At 50.2% G+C, this 19895-nt stretch carries 18 protein-coding genes, 2 tRNA genes and 1 pseudogene; 11 read left to right on the plus strand and 10 right to left on the minus strand.

Annotated elements, in window-relative coordinates:
* The first annotated feature begins 162 nt into the window (after positions 1-162).
* The gene (locus BM299_RS04460; RefSeq protein WP_092482265.1) at positions 163-2151 is read left to right on the plus strand and encodes an oxidoreductase; all 1989 of its coding nucleotides are present in this window, start codon (positions 163-165) and stop codon (positions 2149-2151) included.
* Between the two features lie 211 nt (positions 2152-2362).
* Here the strand turns inward: BM299_RS04460 and BM299_RS04465 are convergent, their stop codons facing one another.
* The 3 genes from BM299_RS04465 to BM299_RS04475 all read right to left on the minus strand — a co-directional run bounded on the left by BM299_RS04465 (position 2363) and on the right by BM299_RS04475 (position 6065).
* A complete protein-coding gene (locus tag BM299_RS04465; RefSeq protein ID WP_092482266.1) occupies positions 2363-2968 on the minus strand; it encodes a GNAT family N-acetyltransferase in 606 nt (201 codons plus the stop codon).
* A gap of 143 nt (positions 2969-3111) precedes the next feature.
* Entirely contained in the window at positions 3112-4470 is a 1359-nt protein-coding gene (locus BM299_RS04470; protein WP_092482267.1) for a sigma-54-dependent transcriptional regulator, read from the minus strand.
* Between the two features lie 38 nt (positions 4471-4508).
* The gene (locus BM299_RS04475; RefSeq protein ID WP_092482268.1) at positions 4509-6065 is read right to left on the minus strand and encodes an ATP-binding protein; all 1557 of its coding nucleotides are present in this window, start codon (positions 6063-6065) and stop codon (positions 4509-4511) included.
* A gap of 513 nt (positions 6066-6578) precedes the next feature.
* Between BM299_RS04475 and BM299_RS04480 the strand changes: the two genes are divergently transcribed.
* The 5 genes from BM299_RS04480 to BM299_RS04500 all read left to right on the plus strand — a co-directional run bounded on the left by BM299_RS04480 (position 6579) and on the right by BM299_RS04500 (position 10218).
* The gene (locus tag BM299_RS04480) at positions 6579-7520 is read left to right on the plus strand and encodes a sulfite exporter TauE/SafE family protein (protein ID WP_092482269.1); all 942 of its coding nucleotides are present in this window, start codon (positions 6579-6581) and stop codon (positions 7518-7520) included.
* A 5-nt stretch (positions 7521-7525) separates the two neighbouring features.
* Complete coding sequence (locus tag BM299_RS04485) at positions 7526-8005, plus strand: DUF1634 domain-containing protein (protein WP_092482270.1); 480 nt, start codon at positions 7526-7528, stop codon at positions 8003-8005.
* A gap of 101 nt (positions 8006-8106) precedes the next feature.
* A complete protein-coding gene (locus BM299_RS04490) occupies positions 8107-8778 on the plus strand; it encodes a hypothetical protein (protein ID WP_092482271.1) in 672 nt (223 codons plus the stop codon).
* A 452-nt stretch (positions 8779-9230) separates the two neighbouring features.
* Positions 9231-9761, plus strand: a complete 531-nt coding sequence (locus tag BM299_RS04495; RefSeq protein ID WP_092482272.1) for a CBS domain-containing protein — start codon at positions 9231-9233, stop codon at positions 9759-9761.
* 223 nt (positions 9762-9984) lie between these two features.
* A complete protein-coding gene (locus BM299_RS04500; RefSeq protein WP_092482273.1) occupies positions 9985-10218 on the plus strand; it encodes a hypothetical protein in 234 nt (77 codons plus the stop codon).
* 130 nt (positions 10219-10348) lie between these two features.
* On the opposite strand, the gene BM299_RS04505 is transcribed toward BM299_RS04500, so the two are convergent.
* On the minus strand, positions 10349-11611 hold the full coding sequence (locus BM299_RS04505; protein ID WP_092482274.1) for a nickel pincer cofactor-dependent isomerase, group 22: 1263 nt from the start codon (positions 11609-11611) through the stop codon (positions 10349-10351).
* Between the two features lie 106 nt (positions 11612-11717).
* Here BM299_RS04505 and fni point away from each other — a divergent pair, with 106 nt between their 5' ends.
* On the plus strand, positions 11718-12821 hold the full coding sequence (gene fni / locus BM299_RS04510) for a type 2 isopentenyl-diphosphate Delta-isomerase (protein WP_092482275.1): 1104 nt from the start codon (positions 11718-11720) through the stop codon (positions 12819-12821).
* 109 nt (positions 12822-12930) lie between these two features.
* On the opposite strand, the gene fbp is transcribed toward fni, so the two are convergent.
* The 4 genes from fbp to BM299_RS04530 all read right to left on the minus strand — a co-directional run bounded on the left by fbp (position 12931) and on the right by BM299_RS04530 (position 15969).
* Complete coding sequence (gene fbp, locus BM299_RS04515; protein WP_092482276.1) at positions 12931-14028, minus strand: fructose-1,6-bisphosphate aldolase/phosphatase; 1098 nt, start codon at positions 14026-14028, stop codon at positions 12931-12933.
* A 90-nt stretch (positions 14029-14118) separates the two neighbouring features.
* A complete protein-coding gene (locus tag BM299_RS04520; protein WP_092482277.1) occupies positions 14119-14664 on the minus strand; it encodes a pyruvate kinase alpha/beta domain-containing protein in 546 nt (181 codons plus the stop codon).
* A gap of 274 nt (positions 14665-14938) precedes the next feature.
* Positions 14939-15013: transfer RNA gene (locus tag BM299_RS04525), tRNA-Ala, on the minus strand.
* A 92-nt stretch (positions 15014-15105) separates the two neighbouring features.
* Complete coding sequence (locus tag BM299_RS04530; protein ID WP_165608174.1) at positions 15106-15969, minus strand: serine hydrolase; 864 nt, start codon at positions 15967-15969, stop codon at positions 15106-15108.
* Between the two features lie 160 nt (positions 15970-16129).
* Here BM299_RS04530 and BM299_RS04535 point away from each other — a divergent pair, with 160 nt between their 5' ends.
* The gene (locus BM299_RS04535; protein ID WP_092482279.1) at positions 16130-16756 is read left to right on the plus strand and encodes an EcsC family protein; all 627 of its coding nucleotides are present in this window, start codon (positions 16130-16132) and stop codon (positions 16754-16756) included.
* Between the two features lie 27 nt (positions 16757-16783).
* Here BM299_RS04535 and murI read toward each other — a convergent pair whose 3' ends face one another.
* Together murI and BM299_RS04545 are read right to left on the minus strand one after the other, a co-directional pair.
* Complete coding sequence (murI, locus tag BM299_RS04540) at positions 16784-17581, minus strand: glutamate racemase (protein WP_092482280.1); 798 nt, start codon at positions 17579-17581, stop codon at positions 16784-16786.
* A gap of 115 nt (positions 17582-17696) precedes the next feature.
* Positions 17697-17879 (minus strand): hypothetical protein, encoded by a 183-nt coding sequence (locus BM299_RS04545; RefSeq protein WP_092482281.1) that lies wholly within the window; start codon positions 17877-17879, stop codon positions 17697-17699.
* 203 nt (positions 17880-18082) lie between these two features.
* Between BM299_RS04545 and BM299_RS04550 the strand changes: the two genes are divergently transcribed.
* From BM299_RS04550 to BM299_RS04555, 3 genes and pseudogenes are all read left to right on the plus strand, one after another.
* Positions 18083-18171: transfer RNA gene (locus BM299_RS04550), tRNA-Leu, on the plus strand.
* 265 nt (positions 18172-18436) lie between these two features.
* Positions 18437-18610: pseudogene (locus tag BM299_RS18810) on the plus strand (IS66 family transposase); the annotation flags it as partial.
* A 357-nt stretch (positions 18611-18967) separates the two neighbouring features.
* Positions 18968-19891: a dihydrodipicolinate synthase family protein gene (locus BM299_RS04555; protein WP_092482282.1), complete on the plus strand. Its 924-nt coding sequence runs from the start codon at positions 18968-18970 to the stop codon at positions 19889-19891.
* The last annotated feature ends 4 nt before the right edge of the window (positions 19892-19895 follow it).

Raw genomic sequence — 19895 nt, forward strand, 5'->3', positions numbered from 1 at the left:
CTCAATTTAAATTAAGCTATAGCCGGATAAATTCCGGTGATTTTTTTTATAGCAGGAAAATTGCACCGCAGGAGAGAATTATATAATGAATGATTATTCAGTTAAAAGATCCATATGCAAGTTTTGATGTCAGAAAATATTAATTTTTCGGGGGTATGAACTGTGAAACTCTTGACGCCGGTCAAAATAGGTCAATTGGAATTGAAAAACCGCGTAGTAATGCCGGCCATGCACCTGGGTTACTGCCGGGACGGCTTTGTGACAGACAAGCTGGTGGAATTTTACCGGGAGCGGGCCCGGGGCGGGGTGGGGCTAATTATTGTAGGCGGTTGCGCCATTGATGAGCATGGTTACGGTAATATGATTAAGATAAATGATGACAGGTACATACCCGGCCTGGCCGATTTGGCGGCCGGGGTGCATGCCGAGGGGGGCAAAATCGCCGCTCAGTTGTTCCAGCCCGGTCGTTATTCGTATTCCTTCTTTTTCGGGATTCAACCGGTGGCCCCTTCCCCTGTGCCCTCCAAATTGACCAAACGGGTGCCCAGGGAAATGTCAACGGAGGAAGTCAAGGCCATGGTGGACGCTTTCGGGAAAGCCGCTGTCCGGGCGAAAAAAGCCGGGTTCGATGCCGTGGAGGTTATTGCCAGCGCAGGCTACCTGATATCCCAGTTTCTTTCGCCGGTGACCAATAAGCGGAATGACGAGTACGGCGGTGATTTCGAACGGCGGATGCGGTTTGGCCTGGAAGTAGCCCGCGCCGTCAGGGAAGCGGTGGGGCCGGGTTACCCGGTGCTGTTCCGGGTGGGCGGCAATGACTTTATGCCCGGGGGCAATACCAACCGAGAAATCGCTGCTTTTTGCCGGCACCTGGAGGAAGCGGGGGTGGACGCTTTCAATATTACCGGCGGCTGGCATGAAACCACTGTACCGCAGATAACCATGGCCGTGCCCCGGGGGGCTTTTATCTATCTGGCCCGGGGAATTCGCGAGGCGGTGGGTGTGCCGGTAATCGCTTGTAACCGGGTTAATGACCCTGCCCTGGCGGAGGAAATTTTACAGAACGAAATTGCCGATTTGGTGGGCATGGCCCGGGCCATGATCGCCGACCCCGATTTGGTGGCCAAAGCTGCGACGGGCCGGGCAGCGGAAATAAGAAAGTGCATTGGCTGTAACCAGGGCTGTCTGGATGCGGTTTTCACCTTGAAACCCGTGGGCTGCCTGGTCAATGCCCGGGCCGGGCGGGAACTGGAGCACCCCCCCCGTCCGGCGGAGCAGGTCAAGAACGTACTTGTGGTGGGAGGCGGTCCCGGCGGCATGGAAGCGGCGCGGGTGGCGGCCCGGCGCGGGCACCGGGTAACGCTGTGGGAGAAAAGCGGCCGGCTGGGCGGCCAGTTGAACCTGGCGGCAGTGCCGCCGGGCCGGGAGGAATTTGCCTCGCTGGTGAAATATTTAAGCGGCGAATTGTCCCGTCTGGGTGTAACAGTTGAACTCAATAAGGAAGCAAATGAGGAGAACATCAAGGCCTTTAATCCCGATGCGTTGGTCATGGCCACCGGGTCGGCTCCGTTGACCCCGCCCATCGAGGGGGTGGACCGGCCCAATGTAGTTCAGGCCTGGGATGTATTGGCCGGCACCGCTCTTACCGGCAAGCGGGTGGTTATCATCGGCGGCGGGGCGGTGGGCTGTGAAACCGCTACGCTGCTGGCCCGCAAAGGGACCATCGATGCCGTTGCCCTGCATTTCCTGGCCCTGAACGATGCCGAGGACTGGCCCACACTGAAGGAACTGGCCACCCGGGGTGTTAAAGAAGTCACCGTGGTGGAAATGCAAAAGGCGGCCGGCGCCGATATCGGCATTTCATCCCGCTGGGTCATCCTGCAGGAAATGCAGCGCTACGGGGTGAAGGTGGTTACCCGGGCCACGGCCAGACGCATAACCGAGCAGGGCGTGGTGGTGGATGTAGCCGGTCAGGAGGAACTTTTGGAGGCCGATACGGTGGTACTGGCGGTCGGCGCAGGTGCCCAAAACGAACTTTGCGAAAAGGTGAAGGAAGAACTGCCCGAAGTGTACATGGTGGGTGACGCCGTAGCGCCGCGCAAGGCGCTGGACGCTGTTTACCAGGGCCACCTGGCCGGGGAGGTTCTTTAGGTAAACTCCATGCTGCAAGTGCGGCACTGGCAGAGGGATAACATGATTGCCTTTTGCATAGAGCGAGCGTAATGCTGCGGCAAGCATAAAAGTGAGCTATTTACAGAGTAATAATGCAAAATAATAGGCTGCTTTCCCGAGCGTGGAAAGCAGCCTGTTTTTACAAAAGGTGCCTGTACCCTTTTACCGGAGCGAGCCCCCTTTAGCTTTTTTACATAATTATGGAATGCTGGTAGGTAAGATTATCAAACATCTCTACATGGTTCCTGGTTACGTTTTTGCCTATGCGCACCATCAGCATATTGGCCGGGTGTTCAAGGATTTCCGGATCATCGGTATGCCTGCGCTTAAACCCTACCGAACCGAAGACATGCTTTAGCATGCTCTGGTATTCCCATACACCCAAGCCGCTGTTGCGCAGGTCCCAATGCCAGTAAAATTCTGTGGTGATCACCACGTAATCTTCCAGTAACGGGTTTTTAAAAGCCTCTTTTAAAATAGCCGTTGAAATGCCCTTCTTCTGCCATTCCCTGCTGAGTTCGATGGCGCCCAGTTCCAGGATGCGGGGATGTTTGGCCCATCGGCTGTATTCGTTGGGGGAATGAAACAAAACATAGCCGATTATCTCCTGATCATGCCGGGCAATGTAAACCATTCCGTCAGGCGCCCCGGCGACGATGCACAGGGCTTCCTTTTGTCGGGTCGCATTTCTGAAGTTGTTCAATTTTTGATTTATCGCTAAAGACTCCAGGTATTCCCTGGAAACCGGTCCCTCGATAATCACCGGCCCTTTATCCGTTGTTAACTCCTTAGCCATAGCCACCACCATTTTTCCCGTAATTTTAACAATGTATGTTATTTAATTATATTGATTGTTATCAAGGTTATATAAGGTTATATTATAAAATTATTCGGATTTAAAATCATTAATCCTGCCTGGTTGATATTTTTTTTCTGAATTTATACCAAATCCATGTTAATACCATATTTTTGGGACCGGTACAGCAGTGCGGACCGGGTGATACCCAGCAGTTGAGCAGCCTTGGTCTGGTTGCCGCCGCTTTTTTTCAAAGCTTTTAAAATAAGCTCTTTCTCCAGTTCCTCCAGCGAAATGCCCTGGTCCGGGAAATTTACAATTAAATCGGAGGAAGATTTGGGAGTTGCATACAGCTCACGGGGTAAATGCTCGGGATGAATGGTTTTATCGCGGCAAATTATGGCCGCCCGCTCAATGACATTCTGTAACTCCCGGATATTACCGGGCCAGTGATAATTATACAACAGTTCCATGGCTTCGGTGGATATATTTTCTACTTGGTAAGTATGCCCAAATTTATGCAGGAAATGTTTGGCCAGCAGGGGAATATCCTCTCTGCGCTCCCTGAGCGGGGGCAGGTGAATATGAATGACATTCAGCCTGTAGAACAAGTCTTCCCTGAATTCACCCTTTTTTATCGCTTCGTCCAACTGGCGGTTAGTGGCGGCAATCACCCGTACATCCACCGACAGGGTTTCCGTGCCGCCTACCCGTTCAAACGATTTTTCCTGCAGTACCCGTAAAATTTTTGCCTGCATATTTAATGACATTTCGGCAATTTCATCCAGGAAAATAGTACCCTTGCCGGCCAGTTCAAAACGACCCAGTTTGCGGGTCACCGCTCCGGTAAACGCGCCCCGCTCGTGGCCGAACAATTCACTTTCCAGCAGCTGCTCGGGCAGGGCCGCGCAATTGACGGGGACAAAGGGTTTGTTGCTGCGCGGGCTGTTCTGGTGGATGGCCACGGCGGCCACTTCTTTGCCGGTGCCGCTTTCACCGGTGATCAGCACGCTGGCGTTGCTGTTGGCCACCCGCTCGATCAAGGCGATGATTTCCTGCATGATTTTGCTCTGGCCCACTATATTGTCATACTTGCTGGCCAGTTCGGAACGTAAAAAAGTTACCTCCGTTTCCAGCTGGCTCAATAATAAATTCTGTTTGATGACCAGTTTTAACTCATCCAGGTCGAATGGTTTGGTGATGTAATCAGTGGCCCCGATTTTCATAGCTTCAATGGCCGTTTCGATGGTACCATGGGCGGTGAGCATGATGACGGGCAGCTTGGGGTTCATTGCTTTGGCTTCCTTTAATACCTCCATGCCGCTCATGTCGGGCATGCGCAGGTCCAGGATCACCAGGGACGGAGATTCTTCTTTGATCAGTGACAGGCCCTGCTTGCCGCGATAGGCCACCAGGGTATGATACCCCTCCTGACGCATGGCCCGGTCCAGCGCCCAGCACATATGCTCCTCATCATCAATAATTAATATTTTCGGTATCATTTGGTTCGTCCCCCATTTCTACATAAGGCTTTTACCGGCTAGCTGTATAAATCCCAGCTTTCTGGAAGCGGCAGCTTCACCGAAAAGGTAGTGCCCTGTTTGTGGGTGCTTTCCACATTGATGTGCCCGCCGTGCATGCGGACAATCTGGTTGCTAATGGACAGTCCCAGGCCTGTACCGTTTTCCTTGGTGGTATAGAACGGGTCAAAAATGCTGCTTATTTCTACGGGTGATATACCCTGACCCGTATCGGTGAATTCGGTATATGCCCACCTGTGGTCCCGGTAGGTGCTGATGGTCAGCGTGCCCCCGTCGGACATGGCTTGAATTGCGTTTAATATCAAATTGACAAAGACCTGCTTGATTCTTTCGGCATCCACTTCTACGAAGGGCAGGCCTTCATCCAGCTTCTGCTCCAGTTTGATGTTGTGCTGCCTGAGCATTGGCGAGGTGAAGGTGAGGACTTTTTCCAGCAGTGAGTTAATGGACGCGCTTTGCACGATGTGTTTGCTGGGGCGCCCGAAGTCAAGCAACTCCTGGATAACCCTGTTTTGACGGTTAATTTGTTCATTAATCACCCGGATATATTCATCGATATTGCCAACCTCATTTAATTCGCCTTTCATTAATTGGACAGTAGTCTTAATTACCCCGATAGGGTTGCGCAGTTCATGGGCCACCCCGGTTACCAGGCGGCCCAGCGCCGCCAGTCGTTCGGAACGGCGCAGCTCCTCCTCCAACTGATCCTTTTCAGCCAGGGAAGCGGCCATTTTATTGATGGCCTGGGCGATTTGCCCCGCCTCACCGGGCAAATCGGGTATGCGTTGGTGCAGGTCCTTTTCCATGGTTTTCAGGCCGTCCAAGATTTTGCGTACACCGCCGGCCAGGTTGTGAATAATAATTAGCGCGCCGAAAATGCTGATGATCAGGGCAAACAGAGTAATATAGCGGGTCAGGTCAAGGAAATAACGGCTCTGAGCGAAAATGGGATGCACCCGCTGGTCCGCCCAGGCCACGGCCACCAGTTTTTTATCGATATAAACCGGAGACAGGTATTCGTAGGTTTGGTCGTTTAAACTATTGGTCAGCCGGGCCAACGGTTGACCGCCGGCAGCGACGTTAATAATGCCGTCCTTGGCCTCGTCCATGATCCTTTTTTCCCTGATCCGTTGCTCGGTCGGGCTTAATTTTCGGTACTGGTGTAAAAAACCATGCACGTAGATTTGGCCGGTTTCGGGAATGTACAGGCCAAAGCGGACGCCCGGGTTGCTGGGCACCAGCGGTTTGGCTGTCTGGTCAAAAGCTGTCTTCAGGTAATCCACCCGGTCTTTGGTGCTGAGGTTGTTGATATTAGCATCGCCAATTGAATAGCTGACCGATTCTTTGATCTGTGGAATAACCAGAGTTTCGATAAGGGAGCCCAGTTTTTCCTCCCTTTCTTTGAGCATGGCTTCTTCACTGCGGCTGGCAAAAAATAAGTCGTACATGATTACCAGCACGGGGATGATTAAAAGGATGGCGATTACGGCTAAAAATTGAAAACGCAGGCTCTGGTCAGTGAAATGAATAAAGTTGAAAATTTTTTTATTTTTCATGTACTCACCTTTTCTTATCCGTGTTTGAAAAACCATGCTATGTTGCTTTATGTGCTGATAAGTTAAATATAATCAAATGACTGTTTGAAAGCAAACAGTTTGGTGCATGATTTCAAACAGTGGGCGGGGCTTTGTATATAGGTTCACAAGCCCATTACGACCCCGTGCAATACCATTTGTCTGATATTGAACAATCCGAGTAAAGCAATGGTAAAATCAGTGTCCGTAAAACCACAACTGGCGTGAATTCCATTCTGGCATGGTTTGTGCATTAAAAAAGCAGCGATAATAATTTTTTTCACATATGTTGACACAACAAAAATAAGCACAAATTCATTATATCACATTCACAAATCACTATAAAGAAAGGAAGGGGTGTTGCTTGCAAATCACCGGTTTGTTAGGGGTTTAGGGAGTGCTGGGTTGTGCAATACTGCGCTTGATGTTTGGTGGCATGACGGAGTGTATGCTGAAATTGCAAATTAAAGATTATAAGTTAACGGGGGAAAAAATATGTTGGAAGGATTAATAGCCAAAGCAAGTATATTGATGGAAATGGCTAGCAATTCCCAGGTGGCCCACGCGGTGACTCAGGCCTCGGGAGCGCCGGGAACTCCCTGGTGGGTGTGGCCCCTGGCGCTGTTTATTACCACGTTTGTCATGGGTATTTTGGCTGTTATGGCCGGTGTGGGCGGTGGAGTGCTATTCGTACCCATTATTAGCAGTTTCTTTCCGTTTCACTTGGATTTTGTCCGGGGCGCCGGATTGATTGTGGCCCTGGCGGGAGCCCTGGCGGCGGGGCCGGGCCTTTTGAAAGCCAATTTGGCCAACTTACGCCTGGCGTTGCCGGTGGCTCTCATAGCTTCAACTTTCAGTATCGTGGGGGCGTTTATCGGCCTGGCGCTTCCGGCCAATATTCTGCAGATTTGCCTGGGGGCTACCATTACCATGATTGCGCTGCTCTTCGTTTTTTCCAAGAACAGCGAGTTTCCCAAGGTGGGTAAGGCGGACGCGGTTACCAAAGCTCTTAACATCAGCGGCTCCTATTACGAGCCATCGGCGGGTCGGCCGGTGGATTGGACGGTTTGGAGAACCCCGCAGGGATTCTTGATTTTTATCGCCATCGGTGTTGTGGCCGGCATGTTCGGGCTGGGCGCCGGCTGGGCCAATGTGCCGGTGTTGAACCTGCTTATGGGTGCCCCGCTGAAAATCGCCGTGGGTTCCAGTAAGTTCTTGCTGTCCATCACGGATACTTCCGCAGCCTGGGTGTACTTGAACCAGGGCGCGGTGCTGCCCATCATTGCGGTGCCGTCAGTGCTCGGGATCATGCTGGGCTCATTGGTGGGAGTAAAGTTGCTGGCTGTTGCGAAGCCCAAAATGGTACGTTATCTGGTTATAGCGATGTTGTTATTTGCCGGAATCAGGTCCCTGCTCAAGGGATTGGGATGGGGGTAGAAAATATGAGTATACAGGCTAAAGCGGAAAAAATTCAACAGCAGAGCGCCCCGGTCAAACAAAAAAAGGCTGTGCCTAAGGTGGAAGTGCCGCCGGAACAGGTTAAATACGCCAACCTGCTGCTGTATTGCTCCTGGACCGGAATAGGCATCTTGGCCGTTACCTTTGCGCTTTACATGGGCGGTGTAATTACAGGGTATGTTCCCAAGACGGAAATAGCGCAATACTGGGGACTCAGCGTGCATGATTACCTGGCTGCCACCGGGGCGCCCACCGGCTGGGCTTGGCTGAGTATGTTGAACCATGGCGACTATCTTAGTTTAGTCGGTATCGCTTTCCTGGCTTTGCTAACGATCGTTGGCTACCTGTTTCTTCTGTTACCCGCCTACCTGCGCAAAAAAGATGTGCCCTACTTTACCATAGTTGTTCTGGAAATCACGGTGCTGTGCCTGGCTGCTTCGGGTATTCTTAAAGTCGGTCACTAAAAGATGAGAAAAAGTTGCCCGGGACCGGTGCCCGGGGTAGAAGAAGAATGTATATGTGGCAAAAAATAGATAAACTGTAAGGTTATGTGGAGGGCGTCATTATGAGCAGTGATTTTTTGGAACAGTTTACCAGGCAAAAGGATGAGTTTTTACAGGAACTGCAACGGGGAAATATTGAAGTTAATTTTAAACCTGACGGCAACGTGGACAGCAAAAAAATAATCCTGGAACTGTTTGAGCAGTGGCTGCAAAGAAAAGCAGCACCGGTGCAAGAACAGGTGACGCTGGAACAGGAAGATACCCAAACCTTTGATGTGTTTCTTGATGAAGTTTTATCCAGGGCCAAAAAAATATTAAAGGAAAGAGGCATTCATATTGCCTATACCTCTCTTAGTAAAAAAATGGGTATTACCGAATCGTGGAAATGTATCAGGGTGTTTGGCCGCAGTAATATTTACTACCGCATCGGAAAAACCAGGCCCCGGAAGGGCCCCAACAAGGGCAGGGAGTATCTGGTCATTGACCTGGTGATGGACGGCAACAAAAAACAAGTATTTGTGCCCTTGTTAAAGAAAAAGGATCTTATTGAAAATCAACTGGGGGTTTCCCTGGAAAGGGAACTCCCCAAAGTGGAAGCAACCGGAAAATATCGTTTGAAGCTACTTTTGCCTTACGATGTGGTACGGGAAAGAAATAAACGTTTGGCAGCGAAGAAACTGGCTGATTTTGTTGAAGCAACCAAACCGCACCTTGATGAACTGGGTGTAGTATGACGGGCGGTACAGGCGTCCGGTATGCTTGAATATTAAAATACGGCGTTTGCCGAAAGCGGTTTTACTTGCCGTCGATTCGTCTGGATCTTTGTGCAAAAATGTTCATCCGGCTGTTCCAATGAAAGATTCTGACCCGGGAATCGTCTTAAGCGGTTCCCATTTTTTAACTTTTGAAGAGCGGAACGATTCCATGATTTTTCCGGAACTATTTCCGCGGCCCGTTGTTTGCCGGTCAAGCCGCTGTTTGATTTTAGACACCGCGTTGTATGATTATAAACAATAAAATGTTACGTTATCTTTAACGATACGGCAATACTTAGCAAGAATGCCCGAAATCAAACTAGATAATTAAGATTTTGGGGTTTGATCTGCCGGCTTGACGTGTTTTAACCGCTGGCATGAAAAATGCGTGATAAATTATAAAAATTTTTTGGATTCAGGAGGTATGGGAAGTGTCCGATCAGCCTGAAAAAAGAGTAGGCGATATAATGATCCCTGTGCGCAATTACAAAGTCATATCGCACACTTGCACCGTGGCCGATGCCGTTGCGGTACTGCATCGGGCCTTCTACCAGCGCAGCAAAGGCGGTCAAGGGCATCGCTCGGTGATTGTGAGCGACGATTATGGCAATCCCCTGGGATTGATTACTTTCCGGTCTGTTTTAAATGCCCTGGAGCCTTTTTTTGCCAAGGCGCAGCACCTGTCCGTACCTGTTTTCTGGGAAGGCCTGTTTAGCGAAAGATGCCGGGTTGAAGCGCAGAAAAATGTAAAGGAAATCATGCATCCCATCAATGTAATATCCCTTGATGCAAATGACACTCTCATCAAGGCCGTGCACGCCATGATTAAACACAAATTGGGAACGCTCCCCGTCAAGAAAAACAATCGCCTGGTCGGTATGGTGCGGGTTAACGAATTGTTTGAAGAAGTGCACGGTTTGGTGGCGGGCGCGCATGGTTTGGAAGACGCCTTTATAGGTTAAAAATCTGATTTGCCACACAGCCCCTTGGGGCTATTTTTTGTGCCTGTTTAAACTATATGTCACAATCATAATTGATGCAAAAGGATTAAGATAATAATTCACAAATATAGTGTTGCTGCCCAAAACAATTAATAAAATATTTCACAAATTATCGTTGATTTTTCTATAATGTCAAATTATAATGTTAAAAAGGGCACAAAGTTTTGTTGGGAGGGGGGCGGCGATGGCTATTGTGATGCCAATAGGGGGATTGCGGTCGGGGCCGGTTTTAAAGGAGGAAAACCTCGTAGAACGATTGCTGGAAAGTCCTTTTTTTAAAGCAGAAATGGCCCGGTCCGAGATGTGGCGCGCGGAGCATCCCAGTGAGACGAGCGAAGGAATTATTGATATTTTATTGGTGTGGGCTGTAACATACATTGGGTTAAGCGCCTACTGGATTGTGAAATATGACATTTGAATGAGTGTGAATTATAGTGCAAAACCGTTTAGGAAAATTGCCGACTGGTCCTGAACGGTTTTTTGTATTAAAAGTATGCTTGGAGGGGGGCAGGCTGAGATTTTGCTTTTTGAAAAATTTGCCTGTCCCCCTATTTTTTACAGCATGTGTCGAGTAAATTACCATGATAATCAAAATGCATGGGGGCGGGGGCGCCGATGATTTCGATTGCCGGGTTTTCCCGCAATTCAGGCAGCAACTTGGCTGAAGCCCGCATGGCGGTAAGGTGAAGAGTATTCATAATGTGCAATACCCGGGCCTCGGCGGGTTTGATGCTCCCCAGGCTGCGCAGCGCTGTAACTATGGCTGCCCGGTCGTCGGGCAGGGTCAGGGGAACCATGGCGCGCTTGACAAAGGTGCTCGTAAGTACGTTCAGCATGGTGGCCTGGAAGTCAATTTTATCCACCAGTCGCCTGGTGGTAAAATCAGCCAGGCCAATGCCGTTGGCGTTACCGTGGGATTCCGGTGACAGGTCCAGCACGGCTATACGTTGAATAAACGGTTTGGCGGGCTCCGGCACGCCCTGGATATGCATCCGGCCGATAATGTTGGTATCCATGCCGGTGCCGCTAAAATTTTTACCCATTTGCTCCACTATAAGCAGGTCCAGACTTTCCACCGGCAGCCTCGGCATGGCAGACCGCGCCGTGTCCAGCAGCTTTTCCTCCACCTGCGCCAGTTGTTTCGGCGGTATGGCCGTCACCTGCATGGTATCTTCATAAGCATCCTCCAGTATGGCCAGGCCCAGTACTATGGGCAGTTTGCCCATCAGCAACCGCGCCGCCGCCGGAATGACTTCGGGCAGCGCCGCTGCGCCCAGGCGGTGCAGCGCCCGGGCGCCTTCCGGCCCGCCCAGGCCCACGGTGATGATCTTTTGCAGCCCGCTTTCGGCGGGGCCGTGGAAGGATGTATGGGGCTTGACCCGGTTAACCACTATAATGGCGTCACAAGCCCGGGCAATTTCCGTAATAAACACGGGAGTGCCGTTTTCCAGTTTGCCCACCTGCCGGCAGTCCGCTCCGGCATGCACCGGGGCTCCCACGTTTTCCGGGGTAATGCCCAAATCCGCCAGAATGGCGCGCTGGCCGGCGGCGGTGCCGCCGCCGTGGCTGCCCATGGCGGCCAGAATAACCGGGTTTGCGCCCAGCGATTTAACAAATAAGACGATTTCCGCCAGTATCGGGACAATGTTGGTAATGCCCCGGCTGCCGGCGGTAATGCCCACCTTTTGGCCGGGGACTATGATTTGGGTCAGGCAACTGCGCTGCAATTGTTCCCGGACAGCAGCAGGTACGTCGGGCAGACCCCGGCGGGGGAAGTTTTGTTTTATTTCAACCATTAGCGGCAAAGACATTGTTGCCTCCCATGACTTTTTACTTAAATTATAACAGGATCCGCCAGTGGCGTGAATATGTGGCAGAAAATTTGACTCATGTTGGTGCAGGTGGTATAAAGTAGTTATGTCATGCAAAGAAAGTGTGGATTTAAAATATTGTTGTTGGGAGGCGCGGGCTATTTCCAGGAAGACACGAAAGCTTGAGCACATAAAGTATGCCCTGGAACTACCGGACGCGGTTTCGCCGTCGGGTTTCGGGGATATGTATCTTGTCCATAATGCGCTCCCTGAACTGAACCGGGGTGGAGTGGACTGTGCCATTTCTTTTATGGGTAAACAGCTGCGGGCGCCGCTGATGATTAACGCCATTACCGGGGGACATGCCGGGGTGCTGGAAATAAACCGGGGTCTGGCCCGGGCGGCGGCCGCATGCGGCATTGCCATGGCGGTGGGGTCGCAGCGGGCGGCGCTGGATGACCCGGCGGTACGCGATACCTTCGCCGTGACCAGGGAGGAAAACCCGGACGGGTTGATCTTGGCCAATTTGAGCGCGCTTTGCACGCCGGATGAGGCGCTGGAGGCCATAAATATGATTGATGCGGACGGTATACAGTTATACCTTAATGTAAATCAGGAACTGGCCATGCGAGAGGGTGATACCGATTTTCGCGGGGTCCTGGCCAATATCCGGTCCCTGGTGCAAAACCTGCCGGTGCCGGTGGTGGTCAAGGAAGTAGGTTGTGGGTTGGCCCGGGAAACGGTTGTGGCTTTGTATCAGGCCGGGGTGTCCTGCATTGACGTAAGCGGGCGGGGCGGGACCAATTTTGCCGCCATTGAGAGCAGGCGCGGCGGTTCCGGGGGGGCTTACCTGGAACAGTGGGGAATTCCCACCGCGGTGAGTTTGCTGGAAGCGCTCAGCACCGGCTTGCCCCTGGTGGTGATTGCCTCGGGCGGCCTGCGCTCCGCGGTGGATATAGCGGTAGCGTTGGCCGCCGGGGCGTCCATGACGGCCATGGCCGGGCCTTTTTTGCGGGCGCTGCAGGCGGGGGGAACGGAAGGGTTGGCTGGTTATATTAATGACTTGATCGCCGGCCTGCAGCGGGTGATGATGTTAACCGGGGCTGAAAACCTGGCCGCCCTGGCCGGAAAACCGCTGGTCATCACCGGGTTTACCGCCGAATGGCTTCGCCGGCGGGGCGTTGATATAGATTGTTACGCCAGGAGATAAATTTTTTCTTTGCAGTAACCGAAAATTTTTTTGAGTGGGGGACGATAAATTGAATGAGGAATATTAATTTAAGGCCGCCTTGTTTTGGGCGGCCTATTTAGTCAGTTAGTTATTTTCTCAGGTCGATAAATCTTTCCTTTAATTTTTTGGAAACTTCGGGCAGGGTGGTGTACTCCATCTCGTCCAGGTGCAGGCGGTGCGGTTCGAACGGTCCCATGCTGCGCATGTACTCGGCGACGGCGTTGGCGGTTTCCCTGGCGCGGTCGTAAGACGGATCGGCGAAAAAGTCCTGCGGCCCGTGCAGTTTTCCGTCGGCCAACTGGAAGCCCAGCGCCACGACCCGGGGCGGGCCGTCGAAGCGGGTGGGGTTGCATTGTTCCAATCCCACCGGCATCAGCGGCCCGGAATGCGACCCGCGCATCCAGCCGGAAACCAGGTGCGGGTGGGCAAACGGTTCCAGCACCTCACCCACGGCCGGGAAGCCGCTCTGGCAGCGCACAATCAATACCGGGTCATCTTTGCCTATGTACCGTCCGGCCATCAGGTTCAACCGCTGGGTGCTGCTGGCGGCACAGATGTCGCCGGTATCCCGGTGGAAAACCCGCTTAATGCAGTACCGGCCCGGCGCCCCGATAAAAACGAGCATATCGTAAAGGTCTTCCGGGCAGGAGAACACTACCTTGCGGTTTTTAATTAAATCTCGCACCTCAAAATTAAAACCGTTGTGCATTTTGGGGTCAATTACCAGGCCCGCCGTGTTGAACGGGTCGGCAAAAATCTTGTATAATGGCAGGTTCCAGGCGCCCGGTTCGGTTTTATCGGCCATGAATATAACAACCGGTTCGCTGGCCCTTTCTTCGAACTGCATTTCCGCAACCCCGGGACCCATGCCTTTGATATTGCCGGAAAAGGCGTCTGACAGCAGGTCCTGACCGGCCCCGTACAGCTTCATTTTTTTAGCCACTTCGGTGCAGGCCTGGAAAACGTCCCAGGCCAGTTGGTGAACTTCACCGTTGTTACGACCGCCCTCGTGGGTCATGATCAGGTTAAGGTCGTCGCCAACATGCGTCACGTGGGCGTCTATGAGCAGTGGATGGCCGGATAACATGCCCCGGGCTTTCTCCAGTAAACCGGGGTGTACGCTGGAATGGCCGACAAAGCCACCAATATCAGCTTTAATAACTGATAATGTAATATTTTTTCCCAAGTTTATCCTCCTTTGCATTAAATTCATAATTTTAGCATTACTATTCTTATTATACATATTATATTTAGGCCCGTATATGCCGTAAAAATATTAAAAGTCCCGGGGCTTGCAAATAATTTCTTTAACTTTGGTATCAAAGAAATGATTGGAGTGGGCGGGCACGATCACAGCCGCGGTATCGGCCCCCTTGCCCGAACCGGCAATGGCGATTATCTCCTCTCCATAAGGGACCAGCCCGGCGTCCAGGGCCATGCCCGAAATTTCCACACACACTTTTATCCCCTGGCCCAGCATGCGTAAGGTTTGTGCCATGATTTCCGACGGGTACACGCCGCCGAATTTGTTGCGCACGGCCCGGTCCAACCCGGCCATCAGGTGGGTGGTGATTAAAACCTGGATGTTGTTTGCTTTAAGTTCGTTTATGGCTTCCTCACTCATGCGCCTGGCTCCGGGGCCGTCAAATCCCACGTGGTAACTCACACAAACCACATTGCAACCGCAGTTGGACAGCTTGCGGGCGGTGGTGCCGGTGCTGGAAGCAACCACAATATGCTGAATACCCAGTTCGGCGGCCCTGTCCAGGGCCGCTTTGATGGTCCTGTCCGTGTTATCCGGGCCCTTTTTTTTCCAGTGCATTGTTAAATTCCCTCCTACCATTTTTCACTTATTTTAGCTAACATTGGACGAGTTGGCAAGGACATGCCCCGGGGCAAAAAAATAAACGCTCCTGTTTTAAAGGAGCGTTCGGAAGAGGAGTATTATTTTGAAACTTGGGAGTTGCTTATGATGAAATTATAAATCTGAGAAACCGTTTTAGCTGTCATGTATGCGACAAAATGAGGTAAGATATGCGACAATGCCCCTTTATTTTGACAAAACAAAAGGCCTCACTGTAACCAGTAAGGCCATGTGGTGGACGAGAGGGGATTCGAACCCCCGACCCCCGCGTTGCGAACGCGGTGCTCTCCCGCTGAGCTACACGCCCATTTTTTTGTGTGTGTGAACAAAGCATATCTTAGCATAAAGCGAGCAAATAATCAAGTATATTTTTTAGAATTAACCATACAAATCATGTTTTTACTGGTTTTGAGCTGCCCTGTTCTGATACTCGTAAACCATTTCGGAGATATGATGGATTACCGGTAATGTTGCACCGTAACCCGGTGTATCCTTGCTGGTAATGACCAGTATATAGGGACGCCGGGGGTGGGCGATATAGGCGACGTCATGGTAACTGTTGGTGGGCGGCCAGGTGCCTATTTTGTTGGCCACCTTGATTTCCCGGGGCAGCGGGGCGGGTATGCGGTCTTTTAATTCGGTGCGGAACAGGTTGTTTAGCAACAGCTTACCTTCAGGCTGCCGGGAAAAGGTTAAGATTTCATGCATGTACAGAGCCAGGTCGTAGGGGCAGGTGATATTCCTTTCATCGTCCACCACCTGTCCGCCCAGCGAACGCATGAAATCTTTAACGTTATTTTTATCGAGCCTGTCCAGCAGTATGTTGGTGGCCACATTATCGCTGTAGATAATGGAATAACCGGCCAGTTGCGCGATGGAATATGCTTCCCCGGGTGAATTATTCTGCAGGATGCCTGTACCGCCTTCCCGGTGTCTGTTCAAAAAGGTCAGTTTCTCCTCAATGTCCAAATTGCCCCGGGAAACCTCCCGGTACAGGTACAGGTTCATAGCCAACTTAAACGTACTGGCGGCGTGAAATGGGGTAAGCGCATTATACCCGAATTCCCGGCCGGAGTTTAAGTCGATAAAATACAGCCCGTACGTGCCGGGTTGGCGGGCTAAATAAGCTACTACCTGTTCCTGTAGAGGTTTGTAATCAGGCGCCGGCGGGGTGTATTTTTTCACCGGGCCCTGGATTTGTGTTGCTGCGATAAATATAAGCAGAATAAAAACGGATATTGCATAATATAATTTGGTTTTCAACTGGTACCCCCCAAGCAAAATACTGATTGTGTCTAATATACCATAAAATGTAAATATTTCATACGGTACCAGGTGATAATTTTCAAATTGACTTGGACAGCCGGTTCGTTATAAAAAAGTAGTGTGCACAAGTAACTATAACATTAGGTGGGCTCCCAACATGATGTTTAATCCATTTAATATGGTTAGCAAAAATGAGATCAGTAAAAGGGTGCGCAAATTGCGCGAAAAAAATCCCGGCCTTTCGGAACGGGAACTTTGCGAATTGATCATTGCCCGAAAAAGCCGCCTTTGCGCTACCAGCGGTGCTTTGACGGCTCTGCCGGCCACCGTTCCCGTTATCGGTACGGCTTTTACGTTAATTGGCGGGACGGCGGTGGATATAGCGGCAGTGAGTTACTTCATGGCGGAAATGGTGCTGGAAATGTCTGCCGTATATGGCCGTAATCTTGATTTGCCGGGGGTATCCCGGGAGGCCCTTTGGGTGATGGGATCTGCCGTAGGCGCTGACATGGCCAATAAGGCAATCGGCAAGACAGTTATGAAACAAATGAACAACCAGGTTTTTGTGCGCTTGATGCAGGAGGTGCTGATCTCCCTGGGTATCAGGGCCACCCAGCGTACTGTGTTGAGAATAATCCCTCTTTTTGGCGCGGTAATTTCCGGAACGGTGAACTATTATATATGCAGGCGGATCGGGCGCGCCGCAGCGGATTATTATGATAAGAACAGCTATGCAAAATGGGCGGAGCAAGCCATTGATGTGGAAGGCGAAGTTCTGGAATAAAACAGCCCGGTGTTATGCGAACCGGGCTCATAATTCTACGTGATGTGTTTTGGCAACCGGGTGTCCCCATAAATAATTAATCACCCGGCCTACCTGGACGGGGTCGGCGCTGGTAAAGAAAGTTTCCGTACCATTTTCATGTGCTTCCCCCTGCAGTTCCGCTTCCTGTAAAACCTGCTTAACCCGCTTGGCCACGGCGCACCCGGTATCAATTACTTTTACGGATGGCCCCATGATTTTTTCCACCAGCGGGCGCAAGAAAGGATAGTGGGTGCACCCCAAAACCACGGTATCCACTGAGTTGGCTATCAGCGGTTCCAAATAGCGGTGCAGCATTTTCTCCGTTGCGGGGTCATCGAGCAGCCCCATTTCCACCTGTTCCACCAGTCCCGGGCACGTTACTTTATAAACCTCAATGCCGTTGGCGAAACGCTCCAGAAGCGAATTAAACCGCTCCCCGGTAACGGTGACTCCCGTGGCCAGAACGCCGACCTTGCCGTTTCGGGTCATGGAGGCGGCGGGCTTGACGGCCGGTTCCATGCCCACAATGGGCACCTGAAAAAATTGCCGCAGGAAATCCAACCCGGCAATGGAGGCGGTGTTGCATGCTGACACGAGCATTTTGGCTTTGCGGGCAATTAAAAAATCAGCAATCTTTATGATGCGGCGGCGAATTTCTTCCTGTGGTTTTACTCCGTATGGACAATGGGCGGAATCGGCAAAATAAAGGAGTTCCTCGGCCGGTAACAGGCGGCGAATTTCCTTTAATACCGATATGCCTCCCACACCCGAATCAAAAATCCCTATGGGATTCGGGTTGGGCACGGGTTGTTCACCTCGATTCAGTGCAATTATACCATCAACAGCATACCATTTAAGGCGTGGGTAAGCAACAAAATAAACTATTTAAACCGGTTATCGGCAAATTATTAAACATTATTTATTTTCTGTGAAAATTGCCGTGATATACCATGTGCGTGATTAATAGCACCAGCACCACGGAAATTATGCCCGCGGCCAGGTGGTATTTTTCCGCGCTTTCCACTCCCACGTAAGAAACAAGTCCAAGGGTCGCGGTTATAACGGTGATGAGCGCTGTAACAACGGCCAGTATTTTTTGCATGCGCACACACTCCTTTCTGGTTAATATATATTTAACTCCGGGTGGCGACTTTCCTTTATTTCACCGGACGCTTGCGCATTTTTGTTTTGGTATATATAATTTTACCATTGGAGGAAGCGGTGACAGATGCAGGATAGCCGGTTTTTCCAATTGACATATGAGTACGTTTAACATATAATAATATGTGTTTCATACGTTATAATGCCGGAGTGGCGGAACTGGCAGACGCACGGGACTTAAAATCCCGGGCCCTGCAAAGGGCGTACCGGTTCGATTCCGGTCTCCGGCACCATTTGATATGCCAGTTAATGCATCCCCGTTTTCGGTGGTGCATTAACTTTTTTATGCCCACCAAATGGCTGCGCATTGGATCGGCAAAAAAGTTTATATACATAATGCCATTATTCGGGGCTAGTTCAAGATTATAAATAAATCGTCTTAAAAAATTCTCTTTTTCGGTATTAGTTCCTGTATTTCAAATCTCTTAGCCGCGTTTAAGATAATTTAATAAAATTTTTTCATCCAATGACTTAGCTTTTAGACGGTCTTTTTCTAATGCCATTGAGCGGGATTTGAAGAATGCTACTTATGATGAATGCTATACAACTCGTTTGGTGCGTAGCCGACCAGTGCTGGATGCCTTTTCGGCATGGCTTAAGACCCAGTCTGCTCGGGTGCTACCCAAAAGCGCACTAGCTAGAGGCCAGGCAATTAAGTACTGCCGTCACGAATGCATATTTCCCTTATGATGAAGTTACTCCAAAAGCCACCTTTTCTTGAATAAGTTGGGCTTTTTATTCCATTATACATTTTCGCTTCAGATTTAAGGTACTCCCGCATTGTCCTTCATGACATCCCTCGGCTCATCCATAGTTCTAGCACTATAAAGCGGATAATTTTGGCTCGTTCATGGTCTATTTCCCAAAGAAGTTGCCCCGACTATATCATATGACCTATTTTAATATTGACGAAACAAAAAAAGTGTAGTAAACTAACCATTAAAGTAAACGTTTACGTAAAACGTTTACAGTAAGCGCTTACGCATGCTATCAATTTTAAGAAAATAATAACAAAGAGGGGGATTTGTTATGGCAAAGAAATGGAGAGGGGTTTATCCTGCGGTTTTATTACCATTTAAAGATGATTACAGTATTGATGAGCAAGGTTTTCGCAAATTGGTAAGATGGGTTGCAAGTCATGATGGTATTGAGGGAATTGTTGTTAATGGACATACTGGAGAGATAAATGCATTATTGCCGGAAGAACGGGCACAAGTTGTTCGTATTGCCGCAGATGAGTTAAAGGGGAGTAAACCGGTAATTTCCGGTGTTTCCGCTGAAGGGACAATTGAAGCTATTCAACATGCAAGAGCAGTGCAAGAAGCCGGCGGTTCGGGAATATTGCTAATGCCACCTCATTCATGGCTGCGCTTTGGAATGCAACCGGATTCCACCGTAAAGTTCTTTGAAGACGTTGCGAATGCTGTAGATATTTCCATTGTTGTGCACCAATATCCAAAGTGGACTAAGGCTTCCTATACGACTGATCAATTATTGAAAATGGTTAGTGTCCCCAATATTGATTGTGTTAAAATAGGAACCAGAGAAATGGCGCAATATGAAGTAGATGTAAGGGCATTGAAGCAGCACGCGCCGGATGTATCTATTCTTACTTGCCACGATGAATACTTATTACCCACATTAATCCAGGGGGTTGATGGGGCACTGGTAGGCTTCGCTAGTTTCGTACCGGATTTAATTGCCGCATTGGTTAAAGCTGTTTGGGATAATAACCTACCGGAAGCTCTTAAAATTTATGATCGAATCTATGAACTCAAGCATGCGGTATATAAGATGGGGGAACCTTCTGCCACTGCACATGCCCGCATGAAAGAAGCAATGTTTCAGAGAGGTTTAATTTCTAGTGCCTTAACTCGTCCGCCTGTTCTTCCATTAACGGATAAGGAGAAAGAAGAGATTAGTCAAGGATTAAAAAGTGTTGGATTATTATAAAACC

This window comes from Desulfoscipio geothermicus DSM 3669 (genome assembly GCF_900115975.1).
Taxonomy (GTDB): Bacteria; Bacillota; Desulfotomaculia; order Desulfotomaculales; family Desulfallaceae; genus Desulfoscipio; species Desulfoscipio geothermicus.